Source organism: Aquilutibacter rugosus, assembly GCF_036541335.1.
Lineage (GTDB): Bacteria > Pseudomonadota > Gammaproteobacteria > Xanthomonadales > Xanthomonadaceae > Aquilutibacter > Aquilutibacter rugosus.
Map to the genome: position 1 here is coordinate 211,219 of NZ_JAZHBO010000002.1, position 22,396 is coordinate 233,614.

A 22,396-nucleotide genomic window follows, 5' to 3' on the forward strand; every position below is an offset into this window, starting at 1 on the left:
CGATCACCTCGCCCGGATATCGTTGGGGGTCTTTTTGAACTTGATCCCCAGCGATCGCAGGCGGTCGTTGGTCATGTTCGTGCCTTCGCCGTAGATCACCATCGGGCCGTCGTGCTTCGGCAGGCCCGCCAGTACCTTCATGGTCAGCATGTTGCCGCCCGCAAGCCGCTGGTCGCCCAGAATGCCGTTGTAGAGCAGGTAGTAAGCGGTGCCGTTGTGGACGCCCAGCAGTGGCGACTTCATGGCGCGCGTGCTGCGCGCCGTGCCCGTCTCTGCAAACCAGATATGCGCGGCTAGGTGCTCGAACTTGATTTCGGGATTGATCCGGCCCTGGTCGTCGAACACTTTGGGGCCGAGTTGGTAGAAACGGAACCCGCCGCCGCCTTGCCAGCCCACCGCTTCGGAAATGCCGCCTTGCTCTCCGTCAAGAACTTTGACAAGGCGTGGATGACATAGCGTGCGCGCATGGTCGCCCATCTCGATTCCGATCCATCGCCGCCCCATTTTGTGCGCTGCGGCCGCTGTCGTTCCAGAACCGAGGAAACTGTCTAGAACAAAGTCGCCTTTGTTCGTCGCAATCTCGATTATGCGTTTCATCAAGCCTTCTGGCTTGGGCGTATCGAACGCAGCCTTCTCGCCGAAAATGAGTTCAAGTTCACGCGCGGCGTGCTGATTCAGTCCAACATCGTCCCAGATAGTCGGGGCAGTCATGCCCGTTTTGGCTTCCGATTTGAACAGTTTCCGCATGGGCGTTCCTGCCTTTCCATCCTTGCCCCAGAAGAAACGCCTTTCGGCGACCATCTTCTCCATCACCTCGCGCTTATATACCCAGCACCGCCCCTTGCGCGGAAATACCTCATCGCCAGTGAAAGGATTTACGACCGGGTAGGTCAGGCTTTCGACAAATCGTCCGCCCTTCGCATTGCCCGTCGAGTCGACTTTTCGGAAAGGGCCGCGCTCGTCGAAACCGAACGGTTCTTCATAAGACCTGTACTGGGAGTCCGCCTTCTCGGTTCGCTCCATGAGATTGAACGCTTCTTCTGCGAGCGTCTTCTTTGAGTTGGCAACCTTTGATTTCGCATACACCAGAATATGGTCGTACGTGGAGCCAATCTTTCGATCATTGGGAGCGCCGTCCCGCTTCTTCCATGCCAAGTCAGCAATAAAGTTCCCGCGCCCAAAGATCTGATCGCACATTACCTTGAAGTAATGTGCCTCGTTGTCATCAAGGGACACCCAGATTGATCCGTCCTCTCGCAGAAGTTCTCGAAGGAGAGTTATTCTTGGGTGGATCATCGACAGCCACTGCGCATGTTCCAAATTGTCGTCGTAATGCTCGAAAGCGCTTTTGGTGTTGTAGGGCGGGTCAATGAAAATACATTTCACCTGCCCTGCGTAGTACGGCAGCAGCGCCTTCAAGGCTTCCAGGTTGTCGCCGTGGATCAGCATGTTCGGCGCGTCTTCGTCGCCGTAGGACAGGGATTGAACGGGTTGAAGAAGGCGGTAGGGCGTCTTCGCCGTCGCTTTCAAATCGTCATTGCGGTTGTGCCATTCCAGCCAAGGCATTCAATTTTCCTAACATAGCAACGGCGCGCGTTGCCCGCCATTTGGATTTCAGTCGCACTAGAATGCTGCAGAACTGTCTCACCCGATGATACCTTCCCGGGGGAAATAAATCCCCCTGCCTTGGGACTACGTTGCAGCCAAATCTGGGTCGGAAACTGTCGGATTCTGACCTCCCCTAGAGAATTGGTACTCCAGAGTAGGGAATCTGGCTCCGTCATGCCAAAATAGAACTTCACTCCTGAGCCCCATCCGATGTCCTACCTGGTGCTGGCGCGTAAGTGGCGCCCCAAGAAATTCTCAGAACTCGTCGGCCAGACCCATGTGGTCAAGGCACTGACCAATGCGCTGGAAACCGGCCGGGTCCATCATGCCTTCCTGTTTACCGGTACGCGCGGCGTTGGCAAAACCACTATCGCCCGTATCTTTGCCAAGAGTCTCAACTGCGAGCAGGGCACCAGTTCCGAACCCTGCGGACAATGCTCCACCTGCCAGGATATCGACGCCGGCCGATACTTCGATATGGTGGAAATTGACGCCGCGTCCAATAACGGTGTCGATGATGTTCGCGAATTGATTGAAAGTGCCCAATACGTCCCGAGTCGCGGAAAGTTCAAGGTCTTTCTGATTGACGAAGTGCACATGCTCTCCAAGAGCGCGTTCAATGCGCTGCTCAAGACGCTAGAAGAGCCGCCCCCGCACGTCAAGTTTCTGCTTGCAACTACGGATCCGCAAAAGCTGCCGGTGACGGTGCTGTCGCGCTGTCTCCAGTTCAACTTACTGCGTCTCGATGAGCGCCAGATTTCCGGCCAAATTCGCCACATTCTGGAGCAGGAGTCGATCACTGCCGATGACTCTGCGATCGCGCTGATTACCAAGGGTGCTGACGGTTCGCTGCGTGATGGTCTGTCGCTGCTCGATCAGGCCATCGCCTATACCGGCGGTGACTTGCGCGGTGATGCGGTCGAGAAAATGCTGGGCACGGTTGATCGGGCTCGCGTTGCCGAATTGCTGGGTGCCCTGGTTCGAGGTGATGCGGCAACGTTAATGCGCGAAGTCGAAGCCCTTGCCGAATTCTCGCCGGATTGGCCCGGCGTTCTGAATGCATTGAACGAAGCATTCCACAAGATCCAGATGGTGCAGCTGATTGCCGATGCCGATGTATCCATCGACGGTGCCAACGTGCGTGAACTGGCCGCCGCGGTGCGGCCGGAACTGGTGCAGCTTTGGTATCAGATGGCACTGCAGGGACAACGAGATTTGGGCTTTGCGCCATCGCCGCGTTCGGGTTTCGACATGGTGATGTTGCGCATGCTGGCGTTTAAGCCCGGCAATCCGAGCGCGGTGAGTCTGACTCCCGTAGCGGCTGTGCCATCGGCTACACCCGCACCAACTCCCGCACCCGCACCAACACTTGCACCGGTGCCTGCTGCAAAGGCAGAAGCCGCACCGGCACCGGCACCGGCACCGAGTGCGCCTGTCGTTGCTGCAGTGCCGGCCGAGCCCGAACCGGCACTGGACATCCCGCCGCTGGAAAGCGCCGAGGACTGGGCCAAGGTCGTCAAGATCATGCCGGCCAACGGACCCACGCGTCACTTTGCCGAGATGTTGCACTGGGTTGCACGAGACGGCGAAGCACTGCAGTTCGAACTCGAGGAACAGTACTTCCATCTCAACGACCAGCGCATGATGGCGTCGCTTGGCAATGCGCTGAAAGCTGTGGGTTATCCGCATGCGGAACTGCAGGTGGACTTGCGGCCCGAGGTCAACGAACGCAACAGCGTGCAGTCGGTCAAAGATCGCGAGGTCGAACGGATTCAGCGCGAGGCCGAAGAGCGCTTCCGCAATGATCCGCAAGTGCAGGCGTTACTGAGCGAGGCGGATACCCGTCTGGTACCGGGCTCCATTCGACCCGCTTAGTTTCAGATTCAAATTCAACTTACACATCCACCCACATCATTCGGAGAATACGATGCGCGGAAATATCGCCCAGCTGATGCAACAAGCTCAGCGCATGCAGGAAAACGTCAAGAAGGCTCAAGACGAGCTGGCCAAGATTGAAGTCAACGGTAGCGCCGGCGCCGGCATGGTCAACGTCACGCTGACCGGTAAGCTTGAATGCCTCAAGGTGCGTATTGATCCGTCGGTGATGGCCGATCCGGAAATGGTCGAAGACCTGGTCGCTGCTGCATTCAACGATGCCGTCACTAAGGCCAATGCCGAAAGCGAACAACGCATGAGTGCCGCAACCGCCGGCCTCAAGCTGCCGCCGGGTATGGGCTTCTGATCCCGACAAGCAGCACTACACAATGAGCGGATCCCCGCTGCTGGAACAGCTGATCGACGCCTTGCGGATTCTGCCGGGCGTGGGTCCCAAGTCGGCACAACGCATGGCGTATCACTTGCTGGCGCGCGAGCGCGCCGGCGGTGAACGTCTGGGCGCGATGTTGACTAAGGCCATGCGCGACATCGGCAACTGTAAACAGTGCCGCGATTTCAGCGAATCGGAGCTCTGTGCGATCTGCGCCGGCGCAGCGCGTGATAGCACCTTGCTGTGCGTGGTCGAGTCGCCGGCCGACCGTCTGGCCATCGAAACGGCCACCGGCTATCGCGGCCTGTACTTTGTGCTGCACGGTCGCCTGTCGCCGTTAGACGGCATCGGTCCGCAGGATCTCGGTTTGGACCTGCTGCAGACTCGCCTCCACGAGAACGCGCCGTCCGAACTCATCATCGCCACCAATCCCACCATCGAAGGCGAAGCCACCGCTCACTATCTGGCGGCGATGGCGCGCGAGCAGGGCATCACACCGACGCGGCTAGCGCATGGCGTGCCCTTGGGCGGTGAGCTCGAATACATTGACCGTGGCACCTTGTTCCACGCCTTCGGCACCCGTGCGGCCATCCAGGAGTAAGTCATGAGCGACGACACCATTTTTCACAAGATCATCAATCGCGAAATTCCGGCCGACATCGTTTACGAATCGGACTCCGTGATCGCGTTCAAGGACATCGCACCCATGGCACCGGTCCATGTGCTGTTTGTCCCTAAAAAATCCATTGCAACCTTGAATGATGCCAAGGCCGAAGACGCCGCATTACTCGGTGAACTGATGCTGGCCGCTGTAGAGTATGCCCGCCGCGAAGGCATGGCCGACAACGGTTACCGCGTCGTCATGAACTGCAACGCCGATGGCGGACAGACCGTGTATCAGCTGCACTTGCACCTGCTGGGCGGTACGCGTCTAGCCGGCTTCGGTGCCGCGGGTTCGCATCACTGATTGCAGCCTAGGCGGCAAGCAGGCTGTGCTACCACCACGGCCAGCCGTACCCGAGGCCCCAGCCCCAGCTACCGTAATAGCCGTACGGTGAGCCATACGGAGGCGTGGCATAACGATCGCGCTTGCCCCACAGATAGATCGTCTGTGCATCCATCTTAGGATAGCGGTAGGTGTAGTCGCCGATTTTCTGATCGCTGTAACCGTTGACGCGGCCCACAAAAGTCACTTCGCGGTTCATTGCAAACACGGCAGGATCATAGAAACCGGCGCGGCAGGCCATAAAGCGGCCGGCGGACTCTTCGCGCAGTTCACGCGGACGCAGTTGCGAATCCAACGGGGTCGATACGACCTCGAAACAGGTTTGGCCCTGCATCGGCGTGGTCTTGGCAATCACACCGCCCCATACCGTTGTGGCACCGGTGTAATCCTTGGATTGCGCATCGGCCGGCGTGATTTTGGTGTACTCACCGCGCAACGGTTCCGGCGGCAAGGTGGCACAGGCGCTGAGTGCCAGTAAGGCGGCACCGGCAACGGCTAATTTAAGTTTCATAGCAATGTCTCCAAACCCGTTTTATGGCGCGGCTGCCGTCAACGGCGGCCGTATGGTCCCAGTGTGCACTCGTTCGTATTAACAGTAGCTGATGGACCGCAATGCACGAAAATGTTCGGGCACCTGTCACGTCGAGTCAGGTACCATGGGCGGCATGGATTATTCGCGTTCTACCTTTTCTATTGACCGGGCCAAACGGCTGTTTTGGGGCGCATTTGCGCTGATTCTGATCCTCAAGCTGTTTGTGGCCTCGCGCCTGCCGCCGTTTGTGGACGAGGTCTTTTACTGGCAGGAAGGCCAGCACCCCGCCTTGGCATATTCCGACTTGCCGGGACTGACTGCGTGGCTGAATCGGCTGGGGGTGGAACTGGGCGGCAATCTGGCCATTTCCATGCGCTTGCCGTTCCTGCTGGTCGCAGCAGCGGTGCCCTTTTTGGTGATGCGCATCACGCGTCGCGAGATCGGTATCCGCGAGGCCTGGATCGCCGGCACTTTTGCACTGCTGCTGCCGCTGGCCGGCACGCTCGGCATCATGGCGCTGCCCGATGTCCTGCTCGCCATCGCCACCTTGCTCTGTGTCGACGCCGGTTCGCGCCTTCTGCGCAATGTCGATGAGCTGGCCGCACTCGAGCTCGCCGCAGGTCTGATCATTGGTGGCTTGAGTCACTATCGCTTTGCGGCGGTCATCGTGTTCGGATTCCTGGCGCTGCTGCTGATTCCCGAGGGCCGACGTGCCTTGCGTGACATGCGCGTACTCGTTGCCGTCGCAATGGGTGCCGCCGCCTGGATCCCGCTGATCTGGTGGAACGTGGATCATGCCGACGCGGGCTTGCGCTTCCAGCTGGTCGATCGTCATCCCTGGTCATTCCATGCCGATGGCATTTCCTTCCTCGGCATTCAAGGTGCCTTCGTCACGCCACTGCTGTTTATTGCGTTCCTGGCAACGGCTTGGCGTCACCGCAATGATGCCGACCCGCAAAAGCGCTACTTTGCGCTGCTGGGTGGGCTCGTCATCGTTGGCTTCTTTGTGTTGGGATTCTTTGCCGATACCGAGCGCGTCAGTTTCCATTGGCCGTTGCCGGGTTATCTGGCACTGCTGCCATTGCTGCCGGGCATGCTCGATGCGATCAAACCGTTCTGGCGCCGCGCGATCTGGATCACATCGTCCATTGGTGTTCTGGTGATGCTGGGCTATTACGTGGCGGTGTCGGTGCCGCGCATTCGCGAACAGGCCGCCGCCACCAAGATGTACGCCAATAACTTTGCCGGATGGGATTCTTTGGCGGATCACGTGCGGACCGAGTTGGCTCATATGCCCAAGGGTTCGCGCATTCTGGCGGATAACTTCAAGATCGGTTCCGAACTCGGGTTTGCGCTGTCCGATCCGAACATTCAAGTGCTCGATCACGAACTCAATCGCCGCCACGGCCGTGCGCCGCAATTGGCGATCTGGCGAGTCCTGCAGGTGCGTCCGCAGCTCAGCGCGCAGCAGCCCTATCTCCTGGTCGTTGGTGCCAGCGATGTGCAGCTCAAGCATCTGCCGCAACGTCTGCACCAGCTGTGCGACATTCTGGGCCCGCTGCCGGCGCCCATCGTGCACAACGTCGATCACGGTGCGCAACGCTTCCTGCTGTTCCGTCTGAACGGACCGGCCGGAACGGGGCCGTGCGTGACCCCGGCGATGGCGTGGCTGGACGCCCCGTTGTCGCGCCAGGTGGTGAGTGCAGGGGAGACCGTGCCGCTCAAAGGTTGGGCCTTTAAGGATGGCGTGGGCCTACGCTCCGTTCAGGTTTTGTGGAACGGCAAGCCCATGGATGCCCGTGTGACTTACGGGTCGGCCAACCCTTCGCCCAAGGCGCAATGGCCGATTTCCAACGACCCCAATCACCCCAATGTCGGCTTCGAAGGCCAGTTCCGCGTCCCGCCCGCAGCCCGCAAGGGGACGGCCTGGTTAGGTCTGCGCCTGATCGGAACCGATGGCAGTGTTGAGGACTGGTCCGAGCTGCCGCTGCAGGTACGCTAAGGCCTGATGCAACTGCCTGATTATTTTGACAATTTGCCCCACAGGCAGGTATAATTTCGCTCTTATGTCCGAGACCATGCCCGTTCACGCCGACTTCGACACTTTCGATGTCCGCAAACTGGTATCGTCACGGCGCCAGTTTGAGGGACAAATCCCTTTGGCGGCGTTTATACGTTTAAAGGATTTACTGACCACTCCGGACAGTGTCGAGTCGCTCAACGCACCACCTTACATGGTGGATTACCGCGTCGAGTTCGGTACTGACGAGCTCAAGATTCCCAGCGTAGAGATCACCGTCAAGGCTGAACTGCCGCTGCTGTGCCAACGCACGCTGCTGCCGTTCAACCATCCAGTCGCAATCCGGCAAAGGCTGGGTCTGCTGCAGGACGAGGCCGATGAGGCCGCCCTGCCGCCGGACTACGAGCCCATGCTGATTCCGGCCGATGGGCGGATCCGTCCGTTAGAGCTGGTAGAGGACGAGCTGATCATGGCTGTGCCGCTGGTGCCTTACTCGCCGGGTACAGAAATGATGGAACGGGAGTGGAGCCCGCCAGGAGAGGAAACGGCTGCGGCCAATCCCTTCGCGGCGTTAGGCACTCTTAAAAAGTCCTGACATTTTTAGTGGTCCCGCATCGTGCGGTACCGTTTCACGCAACATACGATTTGTTTTACGGAGCATTACCATGGCAGTTCAAAAGTCCCGCGTCACCCCGTCCAAGCGCGGCATGCGTCGTTCGCACGACTCGCTGTCCGCCAAGCAACTGGCCACGGACCCGACCACCGGCGAAACCCACATCCGCCACCACGTCACCGCTGACGGTTTCTACCGCGGCAAGAAGGTCATCGACGTCAAGTCGAAAGTCGTCGATTCCGAGTAATCGGGTCGCATCGGCATGACCACTGCGGCGCCGCAGGTGTTTTCGCGGATTGCGGGTACCGGCTCCTATTTGCCGGAACGCGTAGTCACCAATGATGAACTCGCTCAAACCGTTGAGACGAGTGACGAATGGATCGCGGCCCGCACAGGCATTCGGCAACGGCACATCGCTGCCGAAGGTCAGCTGACTTCCGACCTCGCGCTAGAGGCCGCTAAACGGGCTCTGGATGCCGCGGGCATGACTGCAGACGAGATCGAACTGATCATCGTCGGCACCACCACGCCCGATGTCATCTTCCCGTCAACGGCCACTATCGTGCAAGCCAAGCTGGGCATCGCAGGATGTCCGGCTTTCGACGTGAATGCTGCCTGCTCGGGCTTCATTTACGGTCTGACCGTAGCCGATAAGTTCATCCGCAGCGGTTCCGTGCGCAATGCGCTGGTGATCGGCGCTGAAACGCTGACACGCATGCTCGACTGGACCGACCGCACGACGGCGGTTCTGTTCGGCGATGGTGCCGGTGCAGTGGTGCTTAAGGCCGATGCGGAAACCGGCATCCTGTCGACGCACATGCATGCCGATGGCGCCAAAGGCGATTTGCTGCACAATCCGGTTGGCGTCTCCAAAGGCTTCCTGCCTGCCGAGGATCGCGCCGGTGTTCGCGTAATTATGGCCGGTCACGAGGTGTTTAAGCATGCCGTCAAGGCGCTGGACAGCGTAGTCGAAGAAGCCCTCGAAGCCAATGGCATCGATCGCCACCAAATCGACTGGCTGATTCCGCACCAGGCCAACCTGCGCATTATCGAGGCCACCGCAAAGCGCCTTGAAATGCCGATGGATCACGTCATTGTGACGGTTGATCGTCACGGCAACACGTCCTCGGGTTCGGTGCCATTGGCACTCGACGAGGCGGTGCGCTCCGGTCGCGTGCAACGTGGCCAACTCCTGCTGCTCGAGGCGTTCGGCGGCGGTTTCACCTGGGGCTCCGCTTTGATCCGCTATTGAAGCGGAAAATGGTAAATGAGAGTTGGTAACTGGTTTGACGCGTTACCGCTAAGGGCAACCAAACGCTATTTCACTCAAAGAACGGCGCCGGAAGGCGCCGTTTCCATTTTCCATTTCCCAAGCACCATTTTCCATTTCCCAATCTCCATTTACTGCTTCCAAGGTCTATGCTGGACACTCAATCTCAGAGGAGTGGGTGTATGTACGGTTTTGGACGGGCGGTAAGCCGCATCGTGGGTATCGGCGTGTTGAGTCTGGCGGTGCAGTCGGCCTTCGCGGCGGATCAATGGGACATTCCCGTTGCCACCAAAAAACTCGATAACGGCCTGACGGTGGTGGTGTCGCCGGATCCGACCTCGCCGGCGGTTGGTGTGAGCGTGGTGTATCACGTCGGCATGCGCCTGGAACCGCGCAACCGCACCGGCTTTGCTCACCTGTTTGAGCATTTGATGTTCGAAGGCTCGGCCAACGCGAAAGAGGGGGTGTTCGATCGCGTGATCACCGGTGGTGGCGGACGCAACAACGGTTCGACACGTCCTGACTTTACGAACTATATCGAAGTGGCGCCCAAGAGCGCGCTTGAACCCATTCTGTGGCTCGAAGCCGATCGCATGCGCGGTCTCGACTTCAATCCCGGCACGCTGAAAAACCAGCAGGATGTTGTCAAGGAAGAGATTCGCGTCAACGTTAAGAATCAGCCTTACGGCGGTTTCATGTGGATTGATATCGGTCAGCAGGCTTTTCAAAAGTGGGAGAACAACCACGACGGCTACGGTAGTTTCAAGGATCTTGAAACGGCATCGCTCGATGACGTACGCGAATTCCATCGCCAGTATTACGGTCCGAACAATGCAGTGCTCGCAATTGCCGGCAACCTGACACCCGCCGAGGGCTTTGCACTGGCACAAAAATATTTCGGCAATATTCCTGCACGTGAAACGCCCAAGGCTTCAGACTTCAGCGAGGGTCTGAACACCGCCGAGAAGCGTATCCAGCAGCAGGATCCGCTGGCACAGGCTCCGGCCCTGGCTGTTGCATGGAAGATTCCGGAGCGTGGCAGCAAAGACCAGGCACCGTTTGCGGTGCTGGGTGAACTGTTGGCCGGTAGTGATGCCTCGCGCTTGTATCAGGGCATGGTCAAGGGTCGCGAACAACTGATGACCATGGAATCACTGTACGGTCTCACCGATCCGTGGACGTACGATGGCCCGACCTTGTTCACGCTGTTTGCCATCTATAAACCCGGTGTTTCCGCCGATGACGTGCTGAAAGGTGTCGACGAAGAGATCGCTCGCGTCGTCAAGGATGGCGTGAGTCCCGAGGAACTCGCACGCATTAAAACCTCGATGCTGGCGTCCTGGTACAACGGCAACGAAAACATTCTGAGCCGCGCCGATACGCTCGCCAAACTGCAGACCTTATGGGGCGATGCCGAAGTCATCAACCGCATCCCGCAATGGGTCGAGGCGGTGACTGCCGCCGATGTTCAACGTGTCGCGCAAACCTATCTCACCGTCAACAACCGCACCGTGATCGATCGCGTGCCGGCCGCTGCTGCCAAGCAAGGAGAATAAGCATGAAACTGCAGATCCGTCTGATGGCCGCAGCCATTGCCCTGACGTTGGCAGCCCCCGTGCTCGCTGGCCCCAAAGCCGAATTGCCCAAGGAACTGCCGGCCTATGCGCCCGACGCCGCAATTCCGAAAATTGACATCGCCAAGCGCACGCTGAGCAACGGCCTCGAAGTGTGGGTCCTGCCGCGCAACGGCATCCCCCGCGTGGATGTTGCATTGGCCCTGCGTGACGCCGGTTATGCTGCCGATCCCAAAGGCAGCAACGGCTTTGCCTCCATTCTTGCCGGCATGCTGAGCGAAGGCACGACCGTCCGCGATTCGCGTGCCATTGCCGAACTGTCCCAGGGCCTTGGCGGTGGCGTCTATGCCGGTGCCGGTAACGATGGCCTGACCGTGGGCGGTTATTCGCTGGCATCCAATGCACCGCAGATGATGGACTTGCTGGCAGAAGTCGTGCGCTCGCCGGCCTTCCCCGAAAACGAGTTGACCTTGGCCAAGGCCAATGCATTGCAAGCACTCAAGGTGAACGAGGCGCAGCCCAATACGCGTGCAGCGCGCGCCATGCTGGCCGCCACCTTTGGTGATCATCCGTATGCGCGCATAATGCCCACCGAACAGTCGATTCAATCCGTCACGCGCGCACAATTGTTGAGTGAATATCAGCGTCGCTTCCGTCCGGAGCGTGGCTTGTTGGTGCTGACCGGTAAGCTCACGGCCGAGCAGGGCTTCGCCATGGCGGAAAAAGCATTTGGCAGCTGGAAGGGCGTCGGTACGGCAACAGCCGCCACTCCCAAGGCGCCGATGACCGCACCGGTGACCCGTGCCATCTTGCAGCGCGATGGCAGCGTCCAGTCCGCCATTCTGATCGGCAGGCCGGCTATTGCGGCGACTCATCCGGATTATTTCCCGCTGGGTTTAGCTAGCGATGTATTGGGCGGTGGCTTCTCAAGTCGCGTTAATCAGAATCTGCGCGAGGACAAGGGCTACACTTACGGCGCTTCCGCAACCGATGCCGAGTTTGCTGCAGGTGGCCGTGTCCAGGCCGGTGCCAATGTTCGCAATGAGGTGACGGGCGCAGCACTCAAAGAGTTCTTCGGCGAATTTGATCGTCTCGCAAAGGAACCGGTGCCTGCGGCGGAGCTCAACGACACCAAGCGTTATGTGGCCGGTGGTTTCCTGATTACCAATCAGATGCAGTCGTCCGTGGCGCGCACCTTGGCAAACAACTGGCTAGTTGGTCTGCCGATCGAAGCCTTCACGCAATACGTAGACAAGGTTCGTGCGGTCAGCGCCGCGCAAGTGCAGGCGATGGCTCGCGAATACTGGAAACCCGCCGATATGTCGGTGATTGTGGTGGGTGACAGCAAAGCCGTATCGGATCAACTCAAGCCGTTCGGTGAGTTTGAACAGCGCAAGTAACGTCCGCATCACGCATATCGCAAAAGGGCCGGAGCATTCCGGCCCTTTTTGTTGGGAGGGCGCTGCGGGCCTGCCATACCGATCGGTACAGACAATTTCATAATCCCCGTTTTAGAATGGCGGATTGTGATTATTGATTCCAAAGGTTTCGAGTGTCCGATCTGCCCGAGCAGTTAGCATTTGTATTTCCCGGCCAAGGTTCCCAATCCATGGGCATGCTGGCCGAACTGGCTGCAGCGCAGCCTAGCCTTCGCGCCGCGTTTGACGAGGCCTCGCAAGGCGCCGGTGTGGACCTGTGGGATCTGAGCCAGAACAACCCCGACGATCAGTTGAACCGGACGGAGTTCACCCAGCCGGCCTTGCTGGCGGCATCCGTGGGCCTGTATCGGGCTTGGATCGAGCAGGGCGGTGCCCGACCCGCAGTCCTGTCGGGTCACTCGCTCGGTGAGTACAGTGCTCTGGTTGCTGCCGGTGCCTTGTCATTGGCCGATGGCGCTGTCTTGGTGCGTAAGCGCGGACAACTGATGCAAGCGGCCTGTCCGGCCGGTACCGGTGGTATGGCTGCGGTTCTGGGCGCCGACGATGATCTCGTGCGCAAGGCCTGCCGGATCGTTTCGACTGATACGGAAATCGTGGTGCCTGCCAATTTCAACTCGCCCGGTCAGATCGTGATCGGTGGCAGCAAACCGGCAGTGGATCGTGCGGTGGCATGGCTGCAGGAGCAGGGTATCCGCAAGGTTATTCCGCTGGCGGTTTCGGTGCCGTCGCACACACCGCTGATGGCCGATGCCGCGCAACAGCTGCGGGCCGAATTCGACAAGATCACGTGGAGCCTGCCAGCCATTCCCGTGATTCAGAACGTCGATGCCTCGGTGCACGATTCCGTGGATTCCATCCAGGATGCATTGGTGCGGCAACTCTCCATGCCGGTGCTGTGGACGCATTGCGTACAGGCCATTGCCGCTCGCGGTATTACGCAAGTGATTGAGTGCGGTCCGGGTAAGGTGCTGGCCGGTCTGATCAAACGGATCGATGGCAATCTGACCGCCACAACTATCAACACGCCGGATTCATTCCTGGCGGCATTGCAGGGAGATGCCAAATGAGCCTTACGTTGCAGGGCGAAATCGCACTGGTTACCGGTGCTAGCCGCGGCATTGGTGCTGCCATCGCCGATACGCTGGCTGCGCAGGGCGCGACGGTTTACGGTACAGCCACGTCGCAAAGTGGCGCCGATGCCATTACTGCCCGCTTTAAAGCCAACGGTGTGCAAGGCGAGGGTCGCGTGCTGGATGTGGGCGACGGCCCTGCCATCGAAGCGCTGATTGATGAAATCAATAAGGCCAGCGGCGGGATCTCGATCCTGGTCAACAATGCCGGTATCACGCGCGACAACTTACTGTTGCGTATGAAAGACGAGGACTGGCAGGCCATTCTCGATACCAACCTCACCAGCGTTTACCGCTCCAGCAAGGCCGTCATGCGCACCATGATGAAGGCGCGCAAAGGTCGCATTATCAATATCGCTTCGGTGATTGGTGTGACCGGTAATGCAGGTCAGTCGAACTATGCCGCGGCTAAGGCCGGCATCATTGCCTTCAGCAAATCGCTGGCTAAAGAGATCGGCTCGCGCGGCGTGACTGTTAACGTGGTGGCACCGGGCTTTATTGCGACAGACATGACCAAGGATCTGCCCGAGGACAACCGCAAGGCGATGGAAGAAACCATTGCTCTGGGGCGCCTAGGCGAGCCGGCGGATATTGCCAACGCCGTTGCGTTTCTGGCCTCGCCGGCCGCGTCGTACATTACCGGTGAGACCCTGCATGTCAATGGCGGCATGTACATGTCCTAACGAATTCCTAACGTAGTTAGGGTTCAATGGATTCAAACGAACGTTTCAATCCGGTGTGTGTAGCGAACTTGCCGGATTCCTTTAGACTATTCGCTGAAACATCCCATTTCGGGAGGAGAGAGAAAACATGAGCACTATCGAAGAACGCGTCAAGAAGATCGTCGTCGACCAACTGGGTGTCAAGGAAGAAGAAGTGACCAACACCGCTTCGTTTGTTGATGACCTGGGCGCCGACTCGCTGGATACCGTTGAACTGGTTATGGCCCTCGAAGAAGAATTCGAATGCGAAATCCCTGACGAAGAAGCCGAAAAGATCACTTCGGTGCAGGGCGCCATTGATTACATCAACGCACACGTCAAGTCGTAAGAGCTTTGATGCTGTTCAAGTCGGGGCCGCGCTTTGCGGCCCCGATTGTTTGTGCCTGCGGTAAAATCTGTCTGTAAGGAAACCTCGGAGTTCTGTATGTCTAACCGTCGCGTCGTCGTCACCGGTCTGGGTACCGTGTCGCCCCTGGGCAATGACCTTGCTTCCACCTGGCAGGGCATTCTCGATGGCCGTTCCGGCATCGGCCCCGTCACGCATTTCGACACCGAGGGTTTTACTACCAAGATTGCCGGTAAGGTAAAGGATTTCGATCCCACCCAGTGGATCAACAGTAAAGATGCCCGCAAGATGGATGAATTCATCCACTACGGTGTCGCCGCATCGATCATGGCGCTGCAGGACGCAGGGCTTGAAATTACCGATGCCAACGCTGAACGGATCGGTGCCATCATCGGCTCGGGTATCGGCGGCATTGTCGGTATCGAGGAAACCACTGGCAAATATCTCGATGGCGGTGCGCGCAAGATCTCGCCGTTCTATGTGCCTTCGACCATCATTAACATGCTGCCGGGTCAGGTGTCGCTGATCACCGGCGCCAAAGGCCCGAATTTCTCGGCCGTTTCGGCCTGTGCTACATCCAACCATTCCATCGGTATGGCCATGCGCATGATTCAGTACGGCGATGCCGATGTCATGATTGCCGGCGGTGCCGAACGCGGATCCTCGCCGACCTCCATGGGCGGCTTCTGCGCCATGAAGGCCATGTCCACCCGCAACGACGATCCGACCACCGCTTCGCGTCCCTGGGATGAGGGCCGTGACGGCTTTGTGCTCGGCGACGGTGCCGGCATTCTGATTCTCGAAGAGTACGAACACGCCAAGGCACGCGGTGCCCGTATTTACTGCGAGCTTTCCGGCTTCGGTGCTTCGGCCGACGCGTATCACATGACCGCACCATCCGAAAACGGCGAGGGTCCTGCGCGCTGCATGGCGGCTGCCATCAAGGATGCCGGTGTCTCGCCCGATCAGATCGGTTATCTCAATGCCCACGGTACTTCTACGCCGCTGGGCGATCTGGCCGAGACGCTGGCCATCAAGCGCGCCTTTGGCGATCATGCCTACAAGATGATGGTTTCGTCGACCAAGTCCAATACGGGCCACCTGTTGGGTGCTGCCGGCGGTATCGAGGCCATTTTCTCGGTCAAGGCGCTGGAAACCGGCATTATTCCGCCGACGATCAATCTGCACAATCCGTCCGAGGGCTGCGATCTGGACTACGTGCCGCTGACTCCGCGCGAGGCACAAGTCGATGTGGTGATGTCCAACGGCTTCGGCTTCGGCGGCACCAACGGCACCCTGATCTTTAAGCGCATCTGAGCGCCGACATGCTCGCGCACTGCGAGACGCTGACCCAAGACTTCGATCTGTTGCGTCTGCAGCAGTTGAATCCGCAGCGCTATCCGGTGCTGTTCGAATCGTCGGCCGTGCAGGAGCGCATCGGCCGTTACGATTTTCTGCTGGTCAGCAACGGTGAGCATTTCACGCTGGCAGCCGACGGGTTGCTGCGTGACGCTGCCGGTACCCAACAGCCCGATGCCGATTTCTTTGCGCTCCTGAACCGCCTGTACGGCGAACTGCCGGATCTGACCTTGCCCGATCCGACCTTGCCGGCCTTCACCGGTGGCTATGGCATCTACATGGCGTACGAGCTGGCGGCTCAAGTGGAGCCGATCCTGCAGTTGCCCGCTGCGCCTTCGCAGTTGCCGGTGGCCTATGCAGTGCGGGTACCGTGGCTGCTTGTGCGTGACCGTGTCGAAGGCAGTTGCCGCCTCATTGGCGACCCTCGTTGTGCCGACCTGAAAGCGCAAATCCTGCAGGATCTGCAGACCGAGCTGCCGGCCTTGCCGTCGCTGCCGACCGTTAAGGCCCTGCACGAAGACGGCGGGGAACGTTTCACGCTGTCCGTGGCACGCATTCTCGAGTACCTGCGCGCAGGCGATGTGTTCCAGGTCAATCTCTCGCGCGAATGGCTAGCGGAATTTGCCAATGCGGTGGAGCCCGCTGCACTGTTCACGCAGTTGCGTGAGCACAACCCGGCGCCATTTGCCGGCGTGTTTCATATGCCCGGCGGTGCGGTCGTCAGTGCCTCGCCAGAACGCTTAGTGAGCGTGGCCGAAGGCGTGGCCCAGACCCGCCCCATTGCTGGCACCCGCGCACGCCTTCCCGATGCCGATGACGAGGCCGTCAAACGCCAGCTCATCGAACATGCCAAAGAACGTGCCGAGCACGTCATGCTGATCGATCTCGAACGCAACGATCTGAGCCGCATTGCGACGCCCGGTTCTGTTGAGGTGGATGAGCTGATGGTGATCGAGACGTATCGGCATGTGCATCACATTGTCAGTAACGTACGGGCAACGCTGCGCGCGGATGTGCAGCCCGGCGATGTGCTCAAGGCCACATTCCCCGGCGGCACCATCACCGGTTGCCCCAAGGTTCGCTGCATGCAGATCGTGGCGGAGCTGGAGCAGCGCGGTCGCGGCGCCTATACCGGCGCCATGGGCTGGATGGGTCGCAACGACGGCATCCGTCTGGACACCAACATCTTGATCCGCAGTGCCACCGTAGAGGGCAATACCGCGCGGTTCCGTGCGGGTGCCGGCATTGTCATCGACTCGCAACCGCAGGCGGAGCTGGCCGAAACGCGCGCTAAAGCCCGTGGCATGCTGCATGCTCTGGGCGTGCGGGAACCGTAGCCGCTCTCGCTATAATGGCCTCAAGCCCCAACGCAGAGTTCCTGTGAGTCGATCCAATAATTTCAAATGGCCACTGCTGATCGCCTTGGCCGTGGTACTGGCTGCCTTTGCGTGGTTGTGGTTCGGCTTTGCCGATCGCCCCTTGCCGAATGTGCACAGAGACGATTCGATCGTGCTGGACAGCGGTGAGGGCCTGGGCAGCGTGACCGAAAAGCTCGCAGCCAAAGACCAGTTGCACGGTGCGTCCTGGCAATGGCGTTTGCTCGGCATGCAGACGGGTGCGGCCGGCAAACTCAAAGTCGGCGAGTACGAACTGGAACCCGGCATCACACCGCGTCAGCTGCTGCTCAATATGCGCGACGGCAAGATCATCGTGCACAAAGTCACGCTGGTCGAAGGCAAGACATTCCGCGACTTCCGCCGCACTCTCGACGCCAATGCCGTGTTAAAGCACAACACCAAGGGACTCGATGACGCAGCCATCATGGCCAAACTCGGTGCATCGGGCGTACATCCCGAGGGCCGCTTCCTGCCCGATACCTACGTGTTTCACCGTGGCGATACCGACCTGGATCTGATGAAGCACGCCATGACCGCCATGACTACCGCGTTGGATGAGGCATGGCAGAGCAGGGCAGCCGACGTCAATTTGAGCTCTAAGGATCAGCTGCTGACCTTGGCATCCATTGTCGAAAAGGAAACCGGTACGCCGGAAGAGCGGCCCGAGATCGCCGGCCTGTTTCTGGGCCGCTTAAAGACCGGTATGCGCCTGCAGACCGATCCGACGGTCATCTATGGCATGGGTGCCTCGTACAACGGCAATATCACCAAGGCCGATCTGCTACGCGACACGCCGTACAACACCTATACCCGTACCGGCCTGCCGCCGACTCCGATTGCCATGCCGGGCAAAGCCGCACTGCAGGCGGCCGCACAACCGGCGTCCACGGACAAGGTCTATTTCGTCGCAATCGGTGATGGCAGTGGCAAGCACTACTTTGCCAAGACCTATGCCGAACATCAGGCCAATGTCGCCAAGTACATCCGCACGCAACGCGAGACCAATGCACGTCGCGCGGCGGAGGCTAAGTAATGCTACAGACCCTGCCACGGATGATCTCGCTCGAAGGCGGTGAGGGCGCCGGCAAATCCACCGTCATTGCGCTGATCACCAAGGTACTGCGCGAACTGGGCGAATCGGTAGTGCAGACGCGCGAACCCGGCGGTACGCCGTACGCCGAAGACATTCGCCAACTGTTGCTTGCCGATCACATAGAGGCACCGGCCAAAGACGTCGAGGTCCTGCTGATGTTCGCAGCTCGCGCGCAGCACGTACGCAAGCTGATTCTGCCCTCCATAGCGCATGGCGCGTGGGTCGTGTGCGATCGGTTTACCGATGCCAGTTTCGCGTATCAGGGTGCTGCCCGCGGTATTGATCTGCAAAAGCTCGAATTGCTCAATCAGCAGTTTGTAGGCGTGCAGCCGGGCCTGACCTTATTGCTCGATGTGGATGTGCCCGTGGGCCTTGCGCGGGTCGATGCACGAGGCGACCGCGATCGCATCGAAAAAGAACCGGCCGCATTTTTTGAAGCCGTGCGCCAAGGCTATCTGACACGCGCACAAGCCGAGCCGGAACGGATCCGTGTGATCGATGCCAATCGCGATCCGCAAGTCGTTGCCGATGAGGTGCGCGAGATTGTGACCGCCTACGCCCAGCGGCATTTGTCCGCATGACACTGGCACCGTGGCAATCGTCTGTGCTGGAGCGCAGTGTTCAAGCTCTGGCCGAAGGTCGATTGGGTCATGCGCAACTGCTCGTCGGTCCGCCAACCCTAGGAACGCTGGAGACGGCTCGGGCCCTGGGTGAAATGCTGTTGTGTACCGGCGCGAGTGAGCAGGGGCTGTCGCAAGCCTGCGGTCGCTGCAAATCGTGTCTGCTGCTTGCTGCCGGTTCGCATCCTGACTGGCACGAAATCACCTTCGAAGATAACCCCCAAGGAAAGAAACGCAGCGAGATCACCGTGGATCAGTTGCGGGCATTGCGGGACAAACTGCAGTTGAGCGCCCAGCTTGGGGTTGCGGTCGTAGCAGTGATTCACCCCGCTGACGCCATGAATCACTCGGCCGCCAATACCTTGCTCAAGACACTCGAGGAGCCGCAGCCCGGGCGTTACTTGCTGCTGGTTGCAGACAGTCTGTCCCGTCTGAGTGCAACCATTCGCAGTCGCTGCCAGCGCACTGAGTTTAGACTGCCGACTTCGGTCGCATCGCTGCAATGGCTGCAGGAACAGGGTGTTGATGCGGCACGTGCCGGTTCGGCCTTGCAGGCGGCGCGCGGCAATCCGGGCCTGGCATTGGAATGGTTGCAGGACGAAGAGATTCTGCCATTGCGTGAGCAGGTGCGAACAACCCTGCAGGCGCTAGCTGTCGGCAAGGGCAAGCCCGAAGAAACAGCGGCCAAGTGGGCGGATTCGAGTCAACTGCCAATGATCCTGGAATTTGCCGCCGACTATGCGCTCGAGCAGCAACGGGCGGCCATCGCGAATGGCGAGGCTACGGTGAAATCCGCGACCACGATCGCCGACTGGTTCGATCGTGCTAATCAGACACGCAAATTACTTTCGACCACGGTACGCAAAGACCTGATGATCTACGAGCTCCTGTTGCGCTGGTCCTCCTTGTGAGAATGAATCGGCTCTCGGGTGCCGATTTCGCAATTCGCTAAGTGCCGGGAGCCGACTTCGATAATTGCGATAGACTGGTCCCAATGCTTCCGGTTCAGGTGATGCAATGCGATGGGGTGCGAACGCAGTGTGTGTCTCTTGGGGTCTATTAAAGGTGTCCGGGCGGAAGTGCAGGCGAGCAATGGCGGTCTTCCTATTGTTGACGGCCGCACCCGATTCGGCCACGCTCAATCTTGTTATAGGGATTCAGGCCAAAAATAGGTCTTGAATCCGAAACTTCCCGCACGATCCATCCGCTAGCGTGATTTCTAGCCGTCCTAGCGCAGCGCTGCAGAGTCCCAGCCGGCACGCGGTGCGAAACGGGCGCCGTAGCGCGCTTCGAGTTTCTTAAGACGAGCCAACACCGAGTCCGCACCCGTCTCGCGGATGTATTGAATCGGACCGCCACGGAACGGCGCAAAGCCCGTACCGAAGATGACGCCGGCATCCAGTAAGTCGGCATTCTCAACGACGCCATCATGCAGACACGCAACCGCCTCGTTCAATAGCGGCAGAATCAGCCGATCTTCGAGATCGGTGGGGATCGCATAGCCATCGGGCATGTCCGGTTTCACGGCCTTGCCGTCTTTCCATTCGTACAGGCCTTGGCCGTCTTTCTTGCCGCGTGCACCCATGGCCGGCGGAGTGGCCAGCGAGGCGGGAATCGGCAAGCCCAGGAACGGTGCGAGTTCGTTGCCCACGCCCGATGCCACATCGAGACCGACGGTATCAATCAGTTCAATCGGTCCCATCGGCATGCCGAAGTTCATGGCCGCCTTATCAATGACCTTGCCCGGAATGCCTTCGGCAAAGGCGGTAGCGGCTTCGAGCATGTAGGGGAACAGGACGCGGTTCACGAGGAAGCCAGGAGTACCCTTAACCGGCACGGGCAGTTTATCGATGGCCTTGCAGAAAGCTGCCAGGCGCTGCTGCGTTTCCGCGGAGACGTGTTCATCGCGCACGATTTCGACCAGCGGCATCAAGGCCACCGGGTTGAAGTAGTGCAGGCCGGCAAACTGTGCAGGGCGGGTCAGGCCTTCGCGCAATTCGGCGAGCGGAATCGAGGACGTATTGGTTGCAAGAATTGCAGTGGGTTTGAGTTGCGGTTCGACCGCGGCGTACAGACCGCGCTTGGCATCGGGGCGTTCGACAATCGCTTCGATCAGCAGATCGGCAGAGCGCACACCGTCACCGGCAAGATCGGATTGCAGACGGGCTGCCACGGCAGGGCGCTTGGATTCGTCTTTGACTTTCTTGGCGAACAGTTCGGTGGCACGCTCCTGTGCTTTATCCAATGCACCCTGATCGCGATCGTTCAAGGTCACATCAAAGCCCTTGTACGCAGCCCACGCCGCAATGTCGCCACCCATTACACCGGCGCCGACCACGTGCACGTGACGAATCCCGGAGTCACCGCCACCTTGGGCCTTGAGTCCTTCCTGCAGAAAGAACACGCGAATGAGATTGCGCGCCGTAGATGTCGAAGACAGTTTGACTACTGCTTTCTGTTCGGCTTTCAGCAAGTTGCGCGTGCTGCCGCCGGAGTTGGCCCAGGTATTGATCAGCGCATACGGCGCCGGGTAATGATCTTTGTTGGCCTTGCGAGCGACCTGACCGATCAGCGTGCCACGAAGTGCTTTACGTGCGACGGCAGTGTTGGTGGCCCAGGCCAGGGCGCGCTGTTTGAGCGGGCGTTCATAGCCCTTGAGTGCGAGCTTGGCGGCTTCATCAATCAGATTGGGTGCATCGGTCACGCGATCGACCAGACCCATGGCACGGGCGGCAGAAGCGCTGACGGTGCGACCGGTCAGCATCAGATCCATTGCAGCGGGTGCACCGATCAGGCGCGGCAAACGCACGGTGCCGCCCCAGCCGGGGACGATGCCCAGTTTGACTTCGGGCAGGCCAATGCGTGTCGAAGAATCGTTCGAGGCCACACGGTAACGGCAGGCCAGTGCCATCTCGGTACCGCCGCCCATGCTAAAGCCATGGATGGCAGCTACGGTCGGGTACTTGGCTTCGGCAAGGCGCTGAAACACGTTCTGCCCACGAGCGATGGCATCGGCGGTTGTGCCCAACTTGTCGAACTCGGCGAATTCCTTGATGTCTGCGCCGGCCACGAAACCTTTGCCCTTGCCCGAAGCGATCACGAGACCCTTAGGAGCCTCGAATTCCAGGCGTTCCAGAATGCCATCGAGCTCGACCAGCACCTCCTGGGCCAGCGTGTTGACACTGGCACCAGCGCGGTCAAAGTAGAGAACCAGGACGCCATCGGCGCGTAGCTCAGGGCGCCAGTTGCGTAGGGTAAGGCCGGCGAACCATTCAGTAGTGCTGGATGCAGCTGCCATTTAACTTCTCTCAGTTATGGTGGAAGAGTGGGTTGACTCTGATTTTTCAAGGATACCGCAAGGTATGGAACTTTTCCCTGATTCATCGGTCTTATTCAGGATT

21 protein-coding genes are annotated in these 22,396 nt (G+C 59.3%); 18 read left to right on the plus strand and 3 right to left on the minus strand.

Translation table 11 applies throughout. The features are described from left to right. Window positions 1-3 precede the first annotated feature (3 nt). Window positions 4-1,566: a site-specific DNA-methyltransferase gene (locus tag V3390_RS06250; protein ID WP_331703821.1), complete on the minus strand. Its 1,563-nt coding sequence runs from the start codon at window positions 1,564-1,566 to the stop codon at window positions 4-6. A 252-nt stretch (window positions 1,567-1,818) separates the two neighbouring features. Between V3390_RS06250 and dnaX the strand changes: the two genes are divergently transcribed. From dnaX to V3390_RS06270, 4 genes are read left to right on the plus strand one after another with little or no spacing between them, the layout of a single operon-like run. After that, on the plus strand, window positions 1,819-3,483 hold the full coding sequence (gene dnaX / locus V3390_RS06255) for a DNA polymerase III subunit gamma/tau (protein WP_331703822.1): 1,665 nt from the start codon (window positions 1,819-1,821) through the stop codon (window positions 3,481-3,483). A gap of 52 nt (window positions 3,484-3,535) precedes the next feature. Then, window positions 3,536-3,850: a YbaB/EbfC family nucleoid-associated protein gene (locus tag V3390_RS06260; protein WP_331703823.1), complete on the plus strand. Its 315-nt coding sequence runs from the start codon at window positions 3,536-3,538 to the stop codon at window positions 3,848-3,850. Window positions 3,851-3,872: 22 nt separating this feature from the next. Continuing rightward, entirely contained in the window at window positions 3,873-4,475 is a 603-nt protein-coding gene (gene recR, locus V3390_RS06265; RefSeq protein ID WP_331703825.1) for a recombination mediator RecR, read from the plus strand. A gap of 3 nt (window positions 4,476-4,478) precedes the next feature. Further along, window positions 4,479-4,841, plus strand: a complete 363-nt coding sequence (locus V3390_RS06270) for a histidine triad nucleotide-binding protein (protein WP_331690002.1) — start codon at window positions 4,479-4,481, stop codon at window positions 4,839-4,841. A 28-nt stretch (window positions 4,842-4,869) separates the two neighbouring features. Here V3390_RS06270 and V3390_RS06275 read toward each other — a convergent pair whose 3' ends face one another. Beyond that, window positions 4,870-5,391 carry a Slp family lipoprotein gene (locus V3390_RS06275; RefSeq protein ID WP_331690001.1) on the minus strand — a complete coding sequence of 174 codons (522 nt, stop codon included), beginning with the start codon at window positions 5,389-5,391 and terminating at the stop codon, window positions 4,870-4,872. 154 nt (window positions 5,392-5,545) lie between these two features. Between V3390_RS06275 and V3390_RS06280 the strand changes: the two genes are divergently transcribed. The 14 genes from V3390_RS06280 (at window position 5,546) to holB (ending at window position 19,906) form a co-directional block, all read left to right on the plus strand. Beyond that, window positions 5,546-7,414: an ArnT family glycosyltransferase gene (locus V3390_RS06280; RefSeq protein WP_406805159.1), complete on the plus strand. Its 1,869-nt coding sequence runs from the start codon at window positions 5,546-5,548 to the stop codon at window positions 7,412-7,414. A gap of 76 nt (window positions 7,415-7,490) precedes the next feature. After that, window positions 7,491-8,027 (plus strand): YceD family protein, encoded by a 537-nt coding sequence (locus V3390_RS06285; protein WP_331703827.1) that lies wholly within the window; start codon window positions 7,491-7,493, stop codon window positions 8,025-8,027. A gap of 70 nt (window positions 8,028-8,097) precedes the next feature. Continuing rightward, window positions 8,098-8,292: a 50S ribosomal protein L32 gene (rpmF, locus tag V3390_RS06290; protein WP_331689998.1), complete on the plus strand. Its 195-nt coding sequence runs from the start codon at window positions 8,098-8,100 to the stop codon at window positions 8,290-8,292. Window positions 8,293-8,307: 15 nt separating this feature from the next. Further along, on the plus strand, window positions 8,308-9,297 hold the full coding sequence (locus V3390_RS06295; protein ID WP_331689997.1) for a beta-ketoacyl-ACP synthase III: 990 nt from the start codon (window positions 8,308-8,310) through the stop codon (window positions 9,295-9,297). 200 nt (window positions 9,298-9,497) lie between these two features. Beyond that, on the plus strand, window positions 9,498-10,871 hold the full coding sequence (locus V3390_RS06300; protein ID WP_331703828.1) for a M16 family metallopeptidase: 1,374 nt from the start codon (window positions 9,498-9,500) through the stop codon (window positions 10,869-10,871). 2 nt (window positions 10,872-10,873) lie between these two features. Then, window positions 10,874-12,289: a M16 family metallopeptidase gene (locus V3390_RS06305; RefSeq protein ID WP_331703829.1), complete on the plus strand. Its 1,416-nt coding sequence runs from the start codon at window positions 10,874-10,876 to the stop codon at window positions 12,287-12,289. A 161-nt stretch (window positions 12,290-12,450) separates the two neighbouring features. Then, window positions 12,451-13,395 carry an ACP S-malonyltransferase gene (gene fabD / locus V3390_RS06310; RefSeq protein ID WP_331704328.1) on the plus strand — a complete coding sequence of 315 codons (945 nt, stop codon included), beginning with the start codon at window positions 12,451-12,453 and terminating at the stop codon, window positions 13,393-13,395. Continuing rightward, window positions 13,392-14,141: a 3-oxoacyl-ACP reductase FabG gene (fabG, locus tag V3390_RS06315; RefSeq protein WP_331703830.1), complete on the plus strand. Its 750-nt coding sequence runs from the start codon at window positions 13,392-13,394 to the stop codon at window positions 14,139-14,141. The genes fabD and fabG overlap by 4 nt, the downstream gene beginning before the upstream one ends. Window positions 14,142-14,268: 127 nt before the next feature. Then, window positions 14,269-14,508 carry an acyl carrier protein gene (acpP, locus tag V3390_RS06320; protein ID WP_331689993.1) on the plus strand — a complete coding sequence of 80 codons (240 nt, stop codon included), beginning with the start codon at window positions 14,269-14,271 and terminating at the stop codon, window positions 14,506-14,508. 96 nt (window positions 14,509-14,604) lie between these two features. Beyond that, complete coding sequence (fabF, locus tag V3390_RS06325) at window positions 14,605-15,843, plus strand: beta-ketoacyl-ACP synthase II (RefSeq protein ID WP_331703832.1); 1,239 nt, start codon at window positions 14,605-14,607, stop codon at window positions 15,841-15,843. Window positions 15,844-15,851: 8 nt separating this feature from the next. Beyond that, a complete protein-coding gene (locus V3390_RS06330) occupies window positions 15,852-17,222 on the plus strand; it encodes an aminodeoxychorismate synthase component I (RefSeq protein ID WP_331703833.1) in 1,371 nt (456 codons plus the stop codon). Window positions 17,223-17,265: 43 nt separating this feature from the next. Further along, window positions 17,266-18,315 (plus strand): endolytic transglycosylase MltG, encoded by a 1,050-nt coding sequence (mltG, locus tag V3390_RS06335; RefSeq protein ID WP_331703834.1) that lies wholly within the window; start codon window positions 17,266-17,268, stop codon window positions 18,313-18,315. Then, on the plus strand, window positions 18,315-18,956 hold the full coding sequence (tmk, locus tag V3390_RS06340; RefSeq protein ID WP_331703835.1) for a dTMP kinase: 642 nt from the start codon (window positions 18,315-18,317) through the stop codon (window positions 18,954-18,956). The genes mltG and tmk overlap by 1 nt, the downstream gene beginning before the upstream one ends. Further along, window positions 18,953-19,906: a DNA polymerase III subunit delta' gene (gene holB / locus V3390_RS06345; protein WP_331703836.1), complete on the plus strand. Its 954-nt coding sequence runs from the start codon at window positions 18,953-18,955 to the stop codon at window positions 19,904-19,906. Before tmk ends, holB begins: the two co-directional genes overlap by 4 nt. A 317-nt stretch (window positions 19,907-20,223) precedes the next feature. On the opposite strand, the gene V3390_RS06350 is transcribed toward holB, so the two are convergent. Then, on the minus strand, window positions 20,224-22,293 hold the full coding sequence (locus V3390_RS06350) for a 3-hydroxyacyl-CoA dehydrogenase NAD-binding domain-containing protein (RefSeq protein ID WP_331703838.1): 2,070 nt from the start codon (window positions 22,291-22,293) through the stop codon (window positions 20,224-20,226). Window positions 22,294-22,396: the final 103 nt, after the last annotated feature.